This window comes from Bradyrhizobium sp. HKCCYLRH3059 (genome assembly GCF_051168035.1).
Lineage (GTDB): Bacteria > Pseudomonadota > Alphaproteobacteria > Rhizobiales > Xanthobacteraceae > Bradyrhizobium.
The window spans coordinates 406,897-423,987 of record NZ_JBNPUF010000001.1; the positions used below are offsets into that span (position 1 = coordinate 406,897).

Annotated in this window: 17 protein-coding genes and 1 tRNA gene; 10 read left to right on the forward strand and 8 right to left on the reverse strand. The window is 66.3% G+C overall.

The window, feature by feature from the left end; translation table 11 throughout:
* Nucleotides 1–14: 14 nt before the first annotated feature.
* Nucleotides 15–90 (reverse strand) — tRNA-Ala (locus tag ACQR13_RS01910).
* A 199-nt stretch (nucleotides 91–289) separates the two neighbouring features.
* On the opposite strand from ACQR13_RS01910, the gene ACQR13_RS01915 reads away from it, so the two are divergent.
* The 3 genes from ACQR13_RS01915 (at nucleotide 290) to folD (ending at nucleotide 2,084) form a co-directional block, all read left to right on the forward strand.
* Nucleotides 290–580 carry a YggT family protein gene (locus ACQR13_RS01915; protein WP_315716734.1) on the forward strand — a complete coding sequence of 97 codons (291 nt, stop codon included), beginning with the start codon at nucleotides 290–292 and terminating at the stop codon, nucleotides 578–580.
* 17 nt (nucleotides 581–597) lie between these two features.
* Nucleotides 598–936 (forward strand): DUF167 domain-containing protein, encoded by a 339-nt coding sequence (locus ACQR13_RS01920; RefSeq protein ID WP_316193768.1) that lies wholly within the window; start codon nucleotides 598–600, stop codon nucleotides 934–936.
* A gap of 263 nt (nucleotides 937–1,199) precedes the next feature.
* Nucleotides 1,200–2,084 (forward strand): bifunctional methylenetetrahydrofolate dehydrogenase/methenyltetrahydrofolate cyclohydrolase FolD, encoded by an 885-nt coding sequence (gene folD / locus ACQR13_RS01925; protein ID WP_316166433.1) that lies wholly within the window; start codon nucleotides 1,200–1,202, stop codon nucleotides 2,082–2,084.
* 3 nt (nucleotides 2,085–2,087) lie between these two features.
* On the opposite strand, the gene ACQR13_RS01930 is transcribed toward folD, so the two are convergent.
* The 3 genes from ACQR13_RS01930 to ACQR13_RS01940 all read right to left on the reverse strand — a co-directional run bounded on the left by ACQR13_RS01930 (nucleotide 2,088) and on the right by ACQR13_RS01940 (nucleotide 4,940).
* Entirely contained in the window at nucleotides 2,088–3,569 is a 1,482-nt protein-coding gene (locus ACQR13_RS01930; protein WP_316193769.1) for a M20 family peptidase, read from the reverse strand.
* 126 nt (nucleotides 3,570–3,695) lie between these two features.
* Nucleotides 3,696–4,232 (reverse strand): inorganic diphosphatase, encoded by a 537-nt coding sequence (gene ppa / locus ACQR13_RS01935; RefSeq protein WP_315716738.1) that lies wholly within the window; start codon nucleotides 4,230–4,232, stop codon nucleotides 3,696–3,698.
* Between the two features lie 198 nt (nucleotides 4,233–4,430).
* A complete protein-coding gene (locus ACQR13_RS01940) occupies nucleotides 4,431–4,940 on the reverse strand; it encodes a GNAT family N-acetyltransferase (RefSeq protein ID WP_006611902.1) in 510 nt (169 codons plus the stop codon).
* A gap of 240 nt (nucleotides 4,941–5,180) precedes the next feature.
* On the opposite strand from ACQR13_RS01940, the gene ACQR13_RS01945 reads away from it, so the two are divergent.
* The 6 genes from ACQR13_RS01945 to ACQR13_RS01970 all read left to right on the forward strand — a co-directional run bounded on the left by ACQR13_RS01945 (nucleotide 5,181) and on the right by ACQR13_RS01970 (nucleotide 10,401).
* On the forward strand, nucleotides 5,181–6,080 hold the full coding sequence (locus ACQR13_RS01945; RefSeq protein WP_316193771.1) for an alpha/beta hydrolase family protein: 900 nt from the start codon (nucleotides 5,181–5,183) through the stop codon (nucleotides 6,078–6,080).
* A 9-nt stretch (nucleotides 6,081–6,089) separates the two neighbouring features.
* A complete protein-coding gene (locus tag ACQR13_RS01950) occupies nucleotides 6,090–6,557 on the forward strand; it encodes a DUF2269 family protein (protein ID WP_316193773.1) in 468 nt (155 codons plus the stop codon).
* Between the two features lie 10 nt (nucleotides 6,558–6,567).
* Complete coding sequence (locus ACQR13_RS01955; RefSeq protein ID WP_316193775.1) at nucleotides 6,568–7,893, forward strand: SDR family oxidoreductase; 1,326 nt, start codon at nucleotides 6,568–6,570, stop codon at nucleotides 7,891–7,893.
* Nucleotides 7,893–8,303 carry a thiol-disulfide oxidoreductase DCC family protein gene (locus ACQR13_RS01960; RefSeq protein ID WP_315716742.1) on the forward strand — a complete coding sequence of 137 codons (411 nt, stop codon included), beginning with the start codon at nucleotides 7,893–7,895 and terminating at the stop codon, nucleotides 8,301–8,303. Before ACQR13_RS01955 ends, ACQR13_RS01960 begins: the two co-directional genes overlap by 1 nt.
* Before the next feature lie 135 nt (nucleotides 8,304–8,438).
* A complete protein-coding gene (locus tag ACQR13_RS01965; protein WP_410052340.1) occupies nucleotides 8,439–9,509 on the forward strand; it encodes a YeiH family protein in 1,071 nt (356 codons plus the stop codon).
* A gap of 7 nt (nucleotides 9,510–9,516) precedes the next feature.
* Entirely contained in the window at nucleotides 9,517–10,401 is an 885-nt protein-coding gene (locus ACQR13_RS01970) for a LysR family transcriptional regulator (protein ID WP_434862534.1), read from the forward strand.
* A 97-nt stretch (nucleotides 10,402–10,498) separates the two neighbouring features.
* Here ACQR13_RS01970 and ACQR13_RS01975 read toward each other — a convergent pair whose 3' ends face one another.
* From ACQR13_RS01975 to ACQR13_RS01985, 3 genes are all read right to left on the reverse strand, one after another.
* Nucleotides 10,499–11,743 (reverse strand): flavin monoamine oxidase family protein, encoded by a 1,245-nt coding sequence (locus tag ACQR13_RS01975; protein WP_434862535.1) that lies wholly within the window; start codon nucleotides 11,741–11,743, stop codon nucleotides 10,499–10,501.
* A 126-nt stretch (nucleotides 11,744–11,869) separates the two neighbouring features.
* Nucleotides 11,870–13,696 carry a translational GTPase TypA gene (gene typA, locus ACQR13_RS01980; protein WP_315716745.1) on the reverse strand — a complete coding sequence of 609 codons (1,827 nt, stop codon included), beginning with the start codon at nucleotides 13,694–13,696 and terminating at the stop codon, nucleotides 11,870–11,872.
* Nucleotides 13,697–14,099: 403 nt separating this feature from the next.
* Nucleotides 14,100–14,861: a Crp/Fnr family transcriptional regulator gene (locus tag ACQR13_RS01985; RefSeq protein WP_315716746.1), complete on the reverse strand. Its 762-nt coding sequence runs from the start codon at nucleotides 14,859–14,861 to the stop codon at nucleotides 14,100–14,102.
* Between the two features lie 167 nt (nucleotides 14,862–15,028).
* Here ACQR13_RS01985 and ACQR13_RS01990 point away from each other — a divergent pair, with 167 nt between their 5' ends.
* Nucleotides 15,029–15,403 (forward strand): response regulator, encoded by a 375-nt coding sequence (locus ACQR13_RS01990; RefSeq protein ID WP_315716747.1) that lies wholly within the window; start codon nucleotides 15,029–15,031, stop codon nucleotides 15,401–15,403.
* 36 nt (nucleotides 15,404–15,439) lie between these two features.
* On the opposite strand, the gene ACQR13_RS01995 is transcribed toward ACQR13_RS01990, so the two are convergent.
* Nucleotides 15,440–17,011: an alkaline phosphatase D family protein gene (locus ACQR13_RS01995; protein ID WP_316194672.1), complete on the reverse strand. Its 1,572-nt coding sequence runs from the start codon at nucleotides 17,009–17,011 to the stop codon at nucleotides 15,440–15,442.
* Nucleotides 17,012–17,091 lie beyond the last annotated feature (80 nt).

A 17,091-nucleotide genomic window follows, 5' to 3' on the forward strand; every position in this document is an offset into this window, starting at 1 on the left:
AAGCGAGCGAAGGTTGGTGGAGCCAGGCGGGATCGAACCGCCGACCTCGTCATTGCGAACGACGCGCTCTCCCAGCTGAGCTATGGCCCCGTAACACGACCGCCTCGATGTTGGGAAAAGGCAGCCGGCAGATCGGGCGCCATTTACAGTGGGTGCCGAGGTCAAGTCAAGAACGGTCACATCGTCCGTTAGCCTTGACGGGCACCTTCCCTTGTTTGCGCCGGGGGGAACCGATATCTACCGGTCGTCACAGGTCGAATTCGCGACCTCGCCCCCCGAGTGGACCCGCATGCGTGCCGTTCTCGACATCGTTCTGATCGTTCTCGACCTCTATGTCTGGCTGCTGATCGCCTCGGCGATTCTGTCGTGGCTGATCGCCTTCAACGTCGTCAACACGCGCAATCAGTTCGTCTCCGCCGTGGCCGAGTTCCTGTACCGAATCACCGAGCCGGTGCTGGCGCCGATCCGGCGCATGCTGCCCAATCTCGGCGGCCTCGACATCTCGCCGATCATCCTGATCCTCATCATCATGCTGATTCAGCGGGTGATCACCTACTACATCTATCCATTCGTGTTCTGACCGCCACGCCGTTCGCCATGGATCCCTGGCGCGCCGCTGCTGATGGTCTCACCGTCGCGCTGCGTGTGACGCCGCGCGGCGGCCGCGACGCGATCGACGGCGTCGAAACGCTGTCCGACGGCCGCAACGTGCTCAAGGTCCGCGTCCGGGCCATCGCGGATGGCGGCGAGGCGAATCGCGCGGTGACAGAGCTGCTCGCCAAGGCGATCGGCGTCACCAAGGCCTCGGTGCGAATCACCTCTGGCACCACCTCACGGCTAAAACAGGTCGCCATCGACGGCGATCCGTCCGCGCTCGATCAGGCCTTGCGCGACCTCCTTGCAGCCCATAAGCGGACCGGGAAACAACGACAATAGACGCAAGAAGTGCGAGCCGAGGTCTTTCGGCTTCGCAAGCGGCGATCTTCACCCTCCCCTGGAGGGGGAGGGTCGCCTCACGGTGAGCGAAGCGAGCGTGAGGCGGGGTGGGGTGATCTCTCCACCGGTACCGGCATCCGTGGCTTCACCCCACCCCGCTCGCCCGCTTCGCGTGCGATCGACCCTCCCCCTCCAGGGGAGGGTGGGAGCACGCGGCCAGCGTCTTGCTCGATGAACAGCCTTTGAACCGAGGATAGAGCAAAATGACCGCGCGCATCATCGACGGAAAGATCATTGCAGCCGACCTGCGCGCGCAGGTCGCCCGTGAGGTCGAGCGGGTCAAGCGCGACCATGGCCTGACACCGGGCCTCGCCGTGGTGCTGGTCGGCAACGATCCGGCGTCCGAGGTCTATGTCCGCAGCAAGCATACCCAGACCCAGGCGGCCGGCATGGCCTCGTTCGAACACAAGCTGCCGGCCGACGTGTCGCAGGACGAGCTGCTGGCCTTGATCGGCAAGCTCAACCGCGATCCCGCCGTACACGGCATCCTGGTGCAGCTGCCGCTGCCGAAGGGGCTGGAGACCGAAGTCGTGATCAATGCGATCGATCCGGCCAAGGACGTCGACGGGCTGCATCCGCACAATGCCGGCCGTCTCGCCGGCGGCCAGCCGGCGCTGGCGCCGTGCACTCCGCTCGGCTGCATCATCCTCAGCAAGACCGTGCATGGCTCGCTGGAGGGCATGAACGCGATCGTGATCGGCCGCTCGAACCTGGTCGGCCGTCCGCTGGTCCAGCTCCTGCTGAACGAGAACGCCACGGTGACGATCGCGCATTCGCGCTCGCGCGACCTGCCGGCGCTGACCGCGCGCGCCGATCTGGTCTACGCCGCCGTGGGCCGCCCGGAGATGGTGAAGCGCGACTGGATCAAGCCGGGCGCGACCGTGATCGACGTCGGCATCAACCGTATCCCGACGGCGGAGGGGAAGACGAAGCTGGTCGGCGACGTCGCCTATGCCGAGGTGGCGGAGGTCGCCGGCGCGATCACGCCGGTGCCCGGCGGCGTCGGCCAGATGACGGTGGCCTGCCTTCTGGTGAACACGCTGCGCGCCGCCTGCGCGATCGCCGGGCTGCCGAAGCCGGCCGTCTAGGCCTTAGCCCGCGGCGGCTTCCAGCAGCCGCCGATAGAAGCGGATCATGTCGGCATAGCCCTCGACCGACAGCCGCTCATTGGTGCCGTGGAAGCGCTTGAGATCCTCCGTCGTCGCGCGCAGCGGCGAGAAGCGGAAGATGCTGTCGGCAATGCCCGCATAGTGGCTCGAATCGGTGCCGGCGACCATCAGGCCGGGCGCCACCACCGCGTCGCTGAAGATCTCGCGAATGGTCCGGTTCACGAGCTGATAGGACGGTCCGGCGGTCGAGGTGACCGGCGGGGGCTCGCGGTTGCCGCGCAAGGACGTGATCGAGATGCGGTCGTTGGCCACGGTCTGCCTGACGTGGTCGATGATGCCCGCCTCGGTGTCCCCCGGCAGCAGCCGGAAATTCACGGTGGCGGAGGCGTTGCCCGGCAGCACGTTGTCCTTGTCGCCCGCGTTGAAGATGGTCAGCGCGGTCGTCGTACGGACCATCGCTTCGGCCGGACCGCTCTTGGCGAACTCGCCGAACAGCAGCGGTTTGGTCAGCCAGAGATTGGACAGCACGGCGCGGTTGATGCCGGTCATTTCCGGCGCCAGCGTATCAAACATCTCGCCGACCGTGCCGTCGATGCGCATCGGCAGCCGGTTGGCCTCGAGCTTCGCCAGCGCCGCACTCATCATGCCGATCGCGGTGTCCCGCGGCGGCATCGAGGAATGCCCCGGGGTGGCCTTGGCCGTCAGCACCAGGCTCGCATAGCCCTTCTCGGCAACACCGACCAGTGCCGCCGGCTTGTCGAGGCCCTTGATGCCGCCCTCCGAGATCAGCAGGCCCTCATCGATGACGAAGTCCAGCCGGACGTTGCGGGCGGCGAGGACGGCCGAGATGGCCTTGGCGCCCCGGGTGCCGCCGACCTCCTCGTCGTGACCGAAGGCGAAATAGATCGTGCGCTTCGGCTTGAAGCCGGCCTTGATCAGCGCCTCGGCCGCCTCCAGCATCGCATACAGATTGCCCTTGTCGTCCCAGGCGCCGCGGCCCCAGACGAAGCCGTCTTTGACGACGCCGGCAAACGGCGGCACGGCCCAGTCGGGCTCGGTGCCCGGCGCGACCGGCACCACATCCTGATGGGCCAGCAGCGCAATCGGCCTGGCCGCCGCATCCGAGCCCTTCCACAGGTACAGCAGGCTGTGCCCGGCCACGACCTCCTGTGTCGCGGCCGCATGAAAGGCCGGGAAGCTTGCCTCGATATGGGCCTTGAGCGCCGCGAAGGCATCGGCATTCAGCTCGGGATCGTCGGAGCTCGAAATCGTGCGAAAACGAACCGCCGCCGCGAGCCGCTGCGCCGCGGCCTCGGCATCGATGCTGATCTTCGGCAGCGCCGCGACATCGAGCTGCCGGGAGCCATGGCGAAACATGTTGACCAGCACGAGCGCGACGAGCGCCGCGCCTGCCGCCAGGATGAGAAGACCAAGGTATCGAAGGGACCTGAGCAGGCGGCGCATTGCAGAACGCTCCAAGACAAGACGGCGCCGCAGATCCTATCTGCGACGCCGTGAAACTGCTCGGAGCGGACTCGAAAGTCCATCGCCTGGAGCCGCGAAGCGCTGCGTTTGGAGCTTCCGCGCGCCCTACTTCTTCGCCGCCTTGGCGCGCGCGATGCCCTCGGCGATCAGCTGATGGGCGTCGTCGGCATTGCCCCAACGCAGCACCTTGACCCACTTGCCGGGCTCGAGGTCCTTGTAGTGCTCGTAGAAGTGCCGGATCTGCTGCAGCGTGATGTCCGGCAGGTCCGAATAGGTGCGGACCTTGTCGTAGCGCTGGGTCAGCTTCGAGGACGGCACCGCGATGATCTTCTCGTCGCCGCCAGCCTCGTCCTCCATCAGCAGCACGCCGACCGGGCGCACGCTCATGACCGCGCCGGGCACGATCGCACGCGTATTGGCGACCAGCACGTCGCAGGGGTCGCCGTCATTGGACAGCGTGTGCGGGATGAAGCCGTAATTGCCGGGGTAGCGCATCGCCGTATAGAGGAAGCGGTCGACGAACAGCGTGCCGGCTTCCTTGTCGAGCTCGTACTTGATCGGCTCGCCGCCGACCGGCACTTCGATGACGACGTTGACCTCGCGCGGCGGATCTTTCCCGATCGGGATGGCGTCGATGCGCATGGATGCTCCGTAGAACTTGAACGTTTGAGAACTTGAACGTTGAGGGTCGGACGCTCGACAGGCAAGCGCTGGCATTCGCAGTCGCAAAAAAATCGCGGCTGCGCAACAGCTACCTCAAGCCAACACTTTCAGTTCAATTCCAGTTCAATTCGGCGGCGCGTTAACGTTTAACGCGCCCGGAGCACGGCCGGCCCAGGCTCAGTTGGTCCAGGCAAAGGCAACCTTGTCGAGCGACTTCGGCCCGAAGCGCTCCGACGACCGCGCGACCATCCGGCCGCCCAAGGCGCGGTAGAACTCGGTGGCAGGATCGTTGTCGGACAACGCCCATACCACCATGCTCTTCAGGCCGCTCTGCGCGAGGTCGCGCTTGGCGGACTGGAAGAGCCGGCGACCGAACCCCAGCCCCTGAAATTCCGGTCGCAGATAAAGCTCGTAGACTTCACCGTCGAAGTGCAGGCTGCGGGCGCGATTGCGGCCGTAATTCGCATAGCCTGCGACCTTGTCGTTGAACACCAGCACGCTGACGCGGCTGCCTTTGCGGATCGCGCTGTCCCACCATTGGGGGCCGCGCCGGTTGATCAGCTTCTCCAGCTCTGCGCCAGGGATGATTCCCTGGTAGGCGGAACGCCAGGCTTCATCATGGGCTGACGCCACCGCAGCCGCATCTGCAGCCTTGGCCGGACGGACTTCGATCAGGGTTGTGCTCATGAGCGGATCAAAGCAAGTCGGCGGTCCGCCTTCAAGGTGCCACGTTAAAGATCGGTTAACCTGTGGACTTTCGGCATCACCGTGGCGGAGAGCTGTGCCGAAAAGGGACAAATTCGCAACATTGTTGAGGGTCGACGGTGCCCCGTCACCGCAGGTTCATACCACGAACTAAAAACTGCAACTCACTCGCGGTGGGCTCGGCTAGTGTGGCCGGAGCTCAACAACTTCCCGCCCGGCTGAATGCTGCTGCTTCGCTGCCTCTCATGGTTGATGGCGCTCGTCCTCGCGGGATCGAACGCCTGGGCACAGACATTCGGCCCGGCCTCGCCGGAAGGCGAGCCGGCCCGGCTGCAGCAATGGCTGGTGCCCTCGACCGAGCCTGGACTCCCCGCGCATGCGCTGCTGTATCGGCCTGCCGGTGACGGACCGTTTCCGCTGGCGCTGATCGCGCATGCCTCGACACAGAATGCGTTGCGGCGCGCGCAGCTGCCGCAGCCGAGCTACACGGCGATGGCCAGCGAGCTGGTCGCGCGCGGCTATGCGGTGCTGGTGCCGGAGCGGCTCGGGCATGGCCGTACCGGCGGCCCCTATGTCGAGGATCAGGGCGCGTGCGAAAATCCGGACTACGAGAAGGCGGGACGTGCCACGGCCACGCAGATCTCGCGCGCGCTTGCCTTCATGCGCGATCAACCATTCGTCGCCAAAGGCGGCGCACTTGTGGTCGGTCACTCGGCCGGCGGCTGGGGCGCGCTGGCGCTCGCCGATCAGCCCCGGCAGTTCGTTTCGAGCATCATCGTGTTCGCGCCCGGCCGTGGCGGCCATGCCGACGAGGTGCCAGGGCGCGTCTGTGCAGAGGCGCGCCTGCTCGATACGGCCCGCGCATTTGGACGCGGCGCGCGCGTGCCGGTCACGTGGCTGGTCGCGGCCAATGACAGCTACTTTCCACCACCGCTTTCGCGTCGGCTTGCGGAGGCCTTCGACTCGGCCGGAGGCCGGGCGGACTTCAAGCTGTTGCCAGCGTCCGGCGAGGAGGGGCATTGGATGATCGAGCGCGACGACGGCGTGGCACTGGCGGCGGATTTGCTGTCGCGGGCGCTGACAACGACACGTCGATCGACGCATCCGATGCCGCCGAACTAGCAGGACACGATGACGCTGTATTTCCTTGTCAAATATCTCCACGTGCTCGGCGCCATCGTCATTCTCGGCACCGGCACGGGGATCGCATTCTTCATGCTGATGGCGCATCTGAGCGGCGAGGCCGCGTTCATCGCGCGCACCGCAGGCGTCGTCGTCATTGCCGACATGCTGTTCACGCTCTCGGCGGTGCTGCTGCAACCAGTCACCGGCGGCACCTTGATGTGGCTGTCGTCGACGGCGATGACCGAGCGCTGGCTGCTCACCTCGCTCGCGCTCTACGCCGTCGCCGGCCTGTTCTGGGTCCCCGTGATCTTCATGCAGATCGAACTGCGCGACCTCGCCCGTGCTGCTGATATCAGCGCCCAGGCGCTGCCGCCGCGCTACTTCATCGTCTTCCGCCGCTGGTTCCTGTGCGGCATCCCCGGTTTCGGCGCGGTCATGGCCACTCTCTGGCTGATGATCGCAAAGCCGTTCTGACGAGACGCGCATGATCACGTCAACCAACCCCCGCATCCTCGTGCTTGGCGCCTCCGGCCTGATCGGACGCTTCATCACCGACGATCTGCGCCAGCGCGGCTGTGCGACGGTCGGTGTGGCGCGCGCGTTCTCGCCATCACAACGCACGTCACCGTTCGACATCGAGCTGCCTATCATGGCGCTCGATGCGCCGGCTTTGGCGAGTCTGATCCGCGCCCACGAGATCGACGTCGTCGTCAACTGCCTCGGCGTCCTGCAGGATGGTCCGGGCAGCGATACCGCTGCCGTGCATCGTGAGTTCGTCGCGCGCGTGCTCGCAGCGATCACGGCCTGCGGCCGTCGCGTACGCTTCATTCACATCTCGATCCCCGGCACGGCCGATCAGGATCGCACCGCCTTCGCGACCACCAAGCGCGAGGCGGAGCAGTTGATTGCATCCTCAGACATTCCCTACGCCGTCCTGCGCCCGGGCTTCGTGATCGCGCCATCGGCCTATGGCGGCAGCGCGATGGTCCGCGCGCTCGCGGCGCTTCCGGTCGACCTGCCGGCGAGGGATGCGGCGACGCCGTTCCAGCCGGTGGCGGTGGCGGACATCGCCGCGACCATCGCCTGGCTCGCGATGCGGCCGATCGATGACGAGGCGACGCGCGCGGTGAGCTGGGACCTGATGCAGCCCGAGGCGGTGACGCTTGGCGACGTCGTCGATGCGTTTCGGCGCAGTTTCGGCACGACGGATTGGCCACGCGTTGCCGTGCCCGCACCACTGATCAATCTCGGCGCTTTCGCCGGTGACCTCTGCAGCCGGCTCGGCTGGATGCCGCCGATGCGCACCACCGCGATCGCCGAGCTTCACCGCGGGGTGCACGGCGATCCCGCACCATGGATCGCGGCAACCGGCATCACCCCCACGCCGCTGGACGCCGTCGGCGCGCGTGGCGCCACCATTCAGGACAAATGGTTCGCGCGGCTGTTCCTGATCAAGGCACTGATCATCGCGAGCCTCGTGCTGTTCTGGGTCGCATCGGGGTCGATTGCACTGTTCGTCTCGTTCCCGGCGACCACGGCGGTCCTGACCACGCGCGGCTGGCCGGAAGGCTTTGCGACTCCGTTCGCGGCGATCACCAGCATGATGGATATTTCGGTCGGCCTATTGATCGCATTCCGCAGGACCGCAGCATTCGGGCTCGCCGCCGGCACCCTCGTCTCGCTCGGCTACATGCTCGGCTGCGCGATCCTCACGCCCGATCTCTGGCTCGAGCCGCTCGGCGCCCTGGTGAAGACGGGACCTGCGATCGTGCTGATGCTGGTCGCGCTGCTCATGATGGACAATCGCTGATGACCAACTGGCCCGACGATGACGTGATCCTCTACGACGGCGTCTGCGTGTTCTGCTCCCGCTGGGTGCAGTTCGTGATCGCGCGCGACACCGCCAGGCGCTTCCGCTTCACGCCGATCCAGTCGCCCTACGGCACCCGGCTGGCACAGGCCTTCGGCATCGATCCCCAGGACCCCGACACCAACGCGGTCGTGCATGGCGGCAAGGCGCATCTGAAATCCGATGCTGCGCTGACCGTATTGTCGAACCTGCCGGGCTGGGGCTGGACGCGCGCGCTGCGCGCCATTCCGAAGCCGCTGCGCGATGCGGTCTATGGCGTGGTCGCACGCAACCGCTACCACATCTTCGGCAAATACGAATCCTGCTTCGTGCCGGATGCCGAGCTGCGCAAGCGGGTGCTGGAGTCGTGATCCGGTCGGCGGTGAGATGCGGCCACGAGCGCCGATTAATCGATTGAACCGAATGATACGTGCGATATAATCTGTTGGATCGATTGGTCACAGCATGAAATTCTCTTCCTCGCACTTGGTTTGGGAGAGATTTCCATGGCTGCCCCCTCGCACGATCTGATCGCAGATGCGCCCGTTGCCATTCATCATCGACCTGCGCACGCGCCCGCGACGCCGGCGGCACCGACGCTGCTGCCCGGGCTCGCGCTGTCCGCGGCGCTCGCGGCCGGCGCCTTCGGGCTGCGCCTGCTGCCGGGCCTCGGCCTGTTCAGCCCGATGATCCTGGCGATCGTGGCAGGGATGGCGCTGCACAACGTGGTCGGCACACCGGCGCGGGCCAAGCCCGGCGTCGCCTTCTCGATGCGTCGCGTACTGCGGCTGGCGATCATCCTGCTGGGCCTGCAACTGACGGCGACGCAGATCGTCGAGGTCGGCGCGCGTGGTCTCGCCGTGATCGCGCTGAGCCTCACCGGCACCTTCCTGTTCACGGTGTGGATGGGACAGCTGCTCGGCGTCAATCGCAAGCTGGCGGAGCTGATCGCCGCGGGCACCTCGATCTGCGGTGCGTCCGCCGTGATCGCGACCAACACGGTCACGCGCGCCCATGACGAGGACGTCGCCTATGCGGTGGCCTGCGTCACGGTGTTCGGCTCGATCGCAATGTTCATCTATCCGCTGCTTCCGGCGCTGCTGCATCTCGACGCGCACGCCTTCGGCCTGTGGAGCGGCGCCTCCATTCACGAGATCGCCCAGGTGGTCGCGGCCGCGTTTCAGCAGGGCCAGCAGGCCGGCGAGTTCGGCACCATCGCCAAGCTGGCCCGCGTGATGCTGCTGGCGCCGGTCGTGCTCACGCTCGGCCTGCTGGCAACGCGGCGTGCGCGCCATGGCGGCGAGACCCGAGGCAATGCGCAGCCGCCACTGCCCTGGTTCGTGTTCGGCTTCATCGCGCTGGTCGGCCTCAACAGCGTGATCAGCATTGCCGCCGAGATGAAGACGGTGATCGTGACGGCGACCACGTTCCTGCTGTCGATGGCGCTGGCCGCGATGGGACTGGAAACGGATTTCGCCAAGCTCAAGGCCAAGGGCCTGCGGCCGCTGGCGCTGGGCCTGCTCGCCTTCCTGTTCATCGCAGGCTTCAGCCTGGCCCTGGTGAAGCTCACCACATAGGACGCTTGTGACGCTCGAACAGCTCAGGATCTTCGTTGCGGTCGCGACCCGCGAGCACGTCACCCAGGCGGCGCGCGACCTCAATTTAACCCAGTCGGCGACATCGGCGGCCGTGGCCGCGCTCGAAGCGCGCTACGAGACCAGGCTGTTCGATCGAGTCGGACGCCGCATCGTGCTCACGGCGACCGGGAAGGCGTTTCTCGTCGAAGCGAAGGCGGTGCTGGCGCGCGCGGCCGCCGCCGAGACCGTGCTGAACGATCTCGCCGGCCTGAAGCGGGGGCAGCTGGCGCTGGCGGCCAGCCAGACCATCGCGGGCTATTGGCTGCCGGCCTTCATTCACCGCTTCAGTGCCGCGCATCCGGCGATCAGGCTGCAGCTGTCGATCGGCAATACCGAGCAGGTCGCGACCCAGGTCCGCGAGGGCTCTGCCGATCTAGGCTTCATCGAGGGCGATGTCGACGATCCCGTGCTCACCGTTCAGCCGGTCGCGCAGGACAACATGGTGCTGGTCGGTCCGATCGATCATCCGCTGTGCCGCGGAAGGTCAGTGACAACCAGCGACCTGAAGACGGCGCGCTGGGTGTTGCGCGAGCAGGGCTCCGGCACGCGCGCCGCGCTCGAAACAGCGCTTGGCCGCTTCGGAATCACTCCGGCCGAGCTCGATGTGGTGTTCGACCTGCCGTCCAACGAGGCCGTGCGCGGCGCCGTCGAAGCCGGCGCCGGCGTCACGGTGCTGTCGCGCCTCGTGGTCATGCGCGCCGTCAAGGCCGGGCTGCTCGCCGTCGCCAACATCGAGCTGCCCAAGCGGCACTTCTACAGCCTGCGCCACAAAGAGCATCACCAGACGCAGGCCGCACGGGAGTTTCTGCGGATGGTGGAGGAGACGTATTGATCGGCACGTCATCGCGAGCGCAGCGAAAGCGATCCGGAAATCCCACCGCGGTGACAGTCTGGACTGCTTCGCTGCGCTCGCAATGACGATCGATGGACTAGCGCCTGGTTAATGACGCCAGAGCTTCCCGCGCCGCGCGCTCGCCGCTGTCGCGCGCGCCATGGGCGGTCGAGAAGAAATCCAAGGGCGTCGCCTCGCCGGCGAAGAACAGCCGATCATCAACCGGCGCGGCCAGCACGGCGCGCTTGTCGGCATGTCCGGGCAGTGCATGCGAATAGGCGCCGCGCGCGAACGGGTCGGCGCCCCAGCGGGACTCGGCGAGCGGACGGAGGCTGTTGCGGATGTCGTTGCCGAGCAGGGCCGCGATGTCGTCGATCGCCTGCGCCGCCAAGGCCCCCTCGCCCGCCGCCTCGATCTCGCGGGCGAAGCTGCCGCCATAAAAGCCTTCGATGCAGGGCTGGCCGAACGGGCGCAGCTGAAAGCTGCCGACCCGCGCGGTGTGGCTTCGGCCGCGCATGCCCGAATCCCTCGGCAGGTGCTCCCAGCCGTCGAGCGCCAGCGTCACCTTGTTGTCCAGCCCGAGTGGCAGGCCAGCGGCGGCTTCGACCTTGCTCGGCAGGGCCGGCGAAAAGCGGAGCGTTTCGTCGGCCATGAGACTGGTCGGCACGGTGACGATGACCTTGTCGGCCGTCAGCGTGCCCTGTGAGGTCGTCAGGCGGATGCGCGTGTCGCCGTGATCGATCAGGGTCACGTTGCAGCTCATGGCGATCGGCAGGCCCCCGCCATAGGCGGCGACCAGCGCGCCATAGCCGTGGCGAACGCGCCAGTTCAGCTCGGTGTCCTCATAGGCCTCGAAGTCGAGCAGCGACATCTGCTCCAGCTCGCAGCCGTTGAGATAGGTGCAGATCGCGTCGATCATGCCGTTCCAGCGATTGCCGGGCTCGAGGCAGATGCTCGCAGGCGCATCGCGGCCGCTCTTGGCAGCCTCCGCGGTACGCATGAAGAACGCCTCCAGCGCGCGGATGAATTCTTCGCGCTCTTCGCGCGGGAATGCCGCCTCATAGGCCTGGTCGCGCCACGGTGGACGTGACTTGTCGATGGCGAAAGCGAGCTTCCCGGCGATGGCGACGAAGGAGTTGCGATCAGCCGAATGCAGCCAGCCGCAGCCGAGATCGAACGTGACATCAGGCGAAGCCATGATGGTGTGGGCACGCCCGCCGATGCGGCCGCGGGCCTCCAGGACGATAAACGAGACGCCCTTGTCCTGCAGCGCATGTGCGGCGCCGAGGCCCGCGGCACCCGCGCCGATGATGGCGATGTCGATGGAGGATGGGAAAGACATTGGCTCATCCAACTCCGTCGTCACGCCCGGCCTTGTCCCGGGCATCCACGTCGTCCTCGCAAGCCCCAAAACGTGGATGGCCGGGACAAGCCCGGCCATGACGCATTTGAGAATGGAGGGCGGAAATTACGCCACCGCTTCCTTCTGCTTCTCGGCGCGCTTGCGCTCGTTCGGATCGAGATGCTTCTTGCGCAGCCGGATCGACTTCGGCGTGACCTCGACCAGCTCGTCGTCCTCGATATAGGCGAGCGCCTTTTCCAGCGTCATCTTGATCGGCGGCGTCAGGCGGACTGCCTCGTCCTTCGACGTGGTGCGGATGTTGGTGAGCTGCTTGCCCTTCAGGACGTTGATCTCGAGATCGTTGTCGCGGGTGTGCTCGCCGACGATCATGCCGCGATAGACCTTCCAGCCCGGCTCGATCATCATCGGGCCGCGGTCCTCCAGCTTGAACATCGCGTAGGCCACCGCCTCGCCCTGGTCGTTGGAGATCAAGACGCCGTTGCGGCGGCCGGCGATCTCGCCCTTGAACGGGGCATAGCCGTGGAACAGGCGGTTCATGATCGCGGTGCCGCGGGTGTCCGTGAGCAGCTCGCCCTGATAGCCGATCAGGCCGCGGGTCGGCGCGTAGAACACCAGCCGCAGGCGGTTGCCGCCGGACGGGCGCATCTCGATCATCTCGGACTTGCGCTCGCTCATCTTCTGCACGACGACGCCGGAATGCTCCTCGTCGACGTCGATCACGACCTCCTCGATCGGCTCCAGCCACGCGCCAGTGGCCTCGTCCTTCTGCAGCACCACGCGCGGACGCGACACCGACAGCTCGAAGCCTTCGCGGCGCATGGTCTCGATCAGGATCGCGAGCTGCAATTCGCCGCGGCCCGACACTTCCATGGCGTCCTTGTCGGCGGATTCGACGACGCGCAGCGCGACATTGCCCTCGGCCTCGCGCAGCAGGCGGTCGCGGATCATGCGGCTCGTGACCTTGTCGCCTTCGGTGCCCGCCAGCGGCGAGTTGTTGACGATGAAGGACATCGACACGGTTGGCGGGTCGATCGGCTGCGCCGGGAGCGGAGTCTCGACCGAGGGATCGCAGAACGTGTCGGCGACGGTGCCCTTGGTCAGGCCCGCGATGGCGACGATGTCACCGGCCTCGGCCTCGTCGAGCGGCACGCGCTCGATGCCGCGGAACGCGAGAATCTTGGAAATACGGCCCTGCTCGACGACCTTGCCTTCGGCGTTCAGCACCTTCACGGCCTGGTTGGGCTTGATGCTGCCCGAGGTGATGCGGCCGGTGATGATGCGACCCAGGAAGTTGTTGGCCTCCAGGATGGTGCCGATCATGCGGAACGGTCCCTCTTCGACCGACGGCGCCGGCACATGGCGCAGCACCAGGTCGAACAGCGGCTGCATCCCGGCGTCCTTCGGACCTTCCGGGCTCTCGGCCATCCAGCCCTGCTTGGCCGACCCGTACAGGATCGGGAAGTCGAGCTGCTCCTCGGACGCGTCGAGTGCGGCGAACAGGTCGAACACCTCGTTGATAACCTCGGTCGGACGGGCGTCGGGACGGTCGACCTTGTTGATGACGACGATCGGCTTGAGGCCGACCTTGAGCGCCTTGGAGACCACGAACTTGGTCTGCGGCAGCGGGCCCTCGGCGGCGTCGACCAGCACCAGGGCGCCGTCCACCATGTTCAGGATGCGCTCGACCTCGCCGCCGAAATCGGCGTGGCCGGGAGTGTCGACGATGTTGATGCGGGTGTCCTTCCACTGCACCGAGGCGGCCTTGGCCAGGATGGTGATGCCGCGCTCGCGCTCCAGATCGTTGGAGTCCATGGCGCGCTCGGCGACCTTCTGGTTCTCGCGGAAGGTACCCGACTGCTGCAGGAGACGATCAACCAGGGTGGTCTTGCCGTGGTCGACGTGGGCGATGATGGCGATGTTGCGAAGATTCATGGTCGGTGTCTTCTAAGCTTTCTCAAGAGCTCGTGCTCTGTCCCCGGCGGGGCGCGCGCTTTGTTATAGTCGAATCAAGCTGTTAGCTTTGCGACGCGCGCTCGCGAAACTCGTTCGGCGGCAGGGGCCGGCAGCCCCAAATAGGAAGCCCGGCCAATCGACCGGGCAGACCTCACGCGTTGCGGCGCAATATAGGCAGAAAATGCCAAAAAACAATGACTGCTTTCAGGAACGAGGAGCGGTTTCCAAGCGGCTGGCTAACGCCTCCGCGACCGCACGCTTCCGGGCAGCGCGGGAGAAGACGAGACCAACCACTCCGACCGGCAATTCCACGAGGACCAGCGCTGACAGCCAACGCGGTTGGCTGGTGTCTGTGCGCGGAAAGTCACTGGCGCCTGCAGGCTCAGCCCGCCGCGGCCTGCTCGGTCGGATAGACGCCGCGCAGGACCTCCTCGAAATGGGTCTTCACGGCCTCGTTGCACAGGCAGGAGCGGCGCTTCAGCGCGTCGAAGTCCCGCACCATGAAGGCGCCGCGGCGGGTTTCGAGAATGCCCTCGGCCCTGAAGGTCTGGACAACCCGGCTGACGTAGCTGCGGCCGACGCCCAGCAGCGTTGCCAGCTGCTCATGCGTCAGCGGCACGATCGGCTCGCCATCGGTACGGTCCATCGCGGCCACGATCCACTTCGCCGTCCGCTGCTCGATCGAATGGATCGCGTTGCAGGCGGTCGACTGGAACATCTGTGCCAGCATGCAATCGGCGTAGCGCGCGAACACGTTGCGCAGCGTCTTGGATTGCAGCTTGGCGGCCGCCAGGCGGGACAGCGGCAGCCGTGCGAACGGGCCGCCGAACTTGACGACGATCCGTGTGTAGGCCGGCAGGAAGCCTTCGCTGACGATCCCGCCGACGGCGCCCTCGCGGCCGACCAGGATGGTCTCGACGTCGCGGCCATCCTCATTGGGAACGAGATAGGACGTCAGCGCCGGCCCGCAGGGAAAATGCACGATCTGGACGTCGTCACCCGGACTGTAGAGCAGCTCGTTCGGCGTTGCCTCATCCTCCACCAGATACGGCGAGATCAGCGCGTAGTCGGCCGGACTGAGCCGCCGCAGCAGGTTGTTGTAGGGCCGCTCCCGGCTCAGCGTGGTCACACCTTGGCTCAGCATCGTCATCCCCGTGCGCAACGCATGTGCGTGATCCGTGCACCTTGTGTTCACAAGTGCACCGACACAGGAACTCTGATATGCTGCCTTGGTTCCAGGAACCCGCCAGCGCGCTCGAGAGGAGGCGCCGGCCGCGGGGTCCATCCCTCATCCTGGAACCCGCAGATCCCATGACCAGCTCGCAATCAGGCGTGCCCGAGTTCTATCAGCATGTGCTGGTCGTCGAAGACGACCCCATCATTGCGCTCGGACTGGAAGACACCATCACCGACCTCGGCGTTCCCGACATCAGGATCGCAGCCGACGTCGCAACCGCGCTCGCCATGATCGCCGAGCGCGTCCCGCAATTCGCGCTGCTCGATGTCGGCCTGGTCCGCGAAAAGAGCTTTGCGATTGCCGAGCGGCTGACGGCGCTCGGCATTCCCTTCGCCTTCTCGACCGGCTATGGCGCCGACCGCGTGCCACCCGCGTTCGCCGACCGGCCGCGGCTGCCGAAGCCTTGCCCGACCGAGGCGCTGGAGGCGGTGCTGCGGCGACGCGATTAGTTGCGGTCGCCGCACGCGGTCGCCGACGCGGAAGGCTCAGCCCAGCTTCGGATCGAGCGTGGTCGACCACAGCGCGACGTCGGCGCGATCCCGCAGGGTCACGGTCATCTGGCCCGTGGCGCCTTCGATCTTGACGTGGCCGAAGAACTGCATGCCGGCCGACGGCGGCAGATTCTGCTTGTCGAGGCCGGGCGCCTTGATGAAGCGCACCTCGGGGCCGAAGGTGTTGTCGAGCTCGTTCGGACCGAACGTGCCGGCATGCAGCGGACCGGAGACGAACTCCCAGAACGGCTCGAAATCCTGAAACTGCGCCTTGTTCGGATCGTAATAATGCGCGGCCGCGTAGTGCACGTCCGCCGTCAGCCACACCGTGTTCTGGATCGGCGCGGTCTTGATGAAGCGCAGGACCTCGGCAATCTCGAGCTCGCGGCCGCGCGCCGGGCCGTCACCCTGGGCGATGGCTTCCGAGCCCTTCTTGTTGGCCGCGTCGTCATAGACGATGATGCTGAGCGGCATGTCGGAGGCGATCACCTTCCAGGTCGCGCGGGAATTGAGCAGCGCCTGCTTCAACCAGCGCATCTGCTCCGGCCCGATGAAGTAGGACGCCGGACCATACTTGTCCTCGAGATTGGGACCGTTGGCGCCGCGGTAGCTGCGCTCGTCGAGCACGAACACGTCGAGATGCGGGCCATAGTTGATGGTGCGATAGACTCGGCCCGGCTCGATGATGCTCTCGCGCATCGGATACATCTCGTGGAAGGCGCGCGCCGCGCGGGCCGCGAGCAACTGGATGTTGCGCTCCTTGTAGGCGGCGGGCAGCTCCTTGGAGGCCGACCAGTTGTTGGTGACCTCGTGATCGTCCCACTGCACGAAGATCGGCACCTCGGCATTGAAGGCGCGAACGTTCTCGTCGAGGAAATTGTATTTGTGGGCGGCACGGAATTCGTCGAGCGTCTCGGCGACCTTGGCCTTCTCTTCCACGGTGAGGTTCTTCCACACCTTGTTGTCCGGCAGCTTCACCTCGGACTTGATCGGACCGTCGGCGTAGATGGTGTCGCCGGAGTGCAGGAAGAAGTCCGGGCGGTGCTTCTTCATCGTCGAGAAGGTGAACATGCCGCCATCATCGGGATTGATGCCCCAGCCCTGCCCAGCCACGTCGCCGCCCCAGACGAACGAGACGTCGCGCTTGTTGCCTGGCGCGGTGCGGAAGCGGCCGGCCACGGCCTCGCTTTCGACGGCGGTATGCGACAGGTCCCGGAACTTGACACGGTAGAAGATGTCCTGGCCGCTCGGAAGGCCGTCGATCAGCATCTTGGCCGTGAAGTCGCTTTCCGGAAGCGCGGCGATCGGTGGCAGCGCCCGTGCGTCCTTGAACGACTCGGTGGTCGCCACCTCGACCAGCATCTGCGACGGCCGGTCCGCGCGCGCCCAGACCACGCCACCATCCATGCCGACGTCGCCGGACTGCACGCCATGCGTGATCTGCGGCCGGTCGGCGGCGCGGCTCAGATAGGGCATCGCCAGCGTCGTGACGCCGGCTGCGGCGGCCGTCGACAGGAAGCGGCGGCGGGACAGGGCGGTGTGCGGTCGAGGAATGCGAAGCGTCATGCGGATCTCCTGGTCGGATCGCGCGCGGGAGCCGGCGCGAGCCACGGCCCGGCAGACCTAGAAAAGATTGATGACGCTGG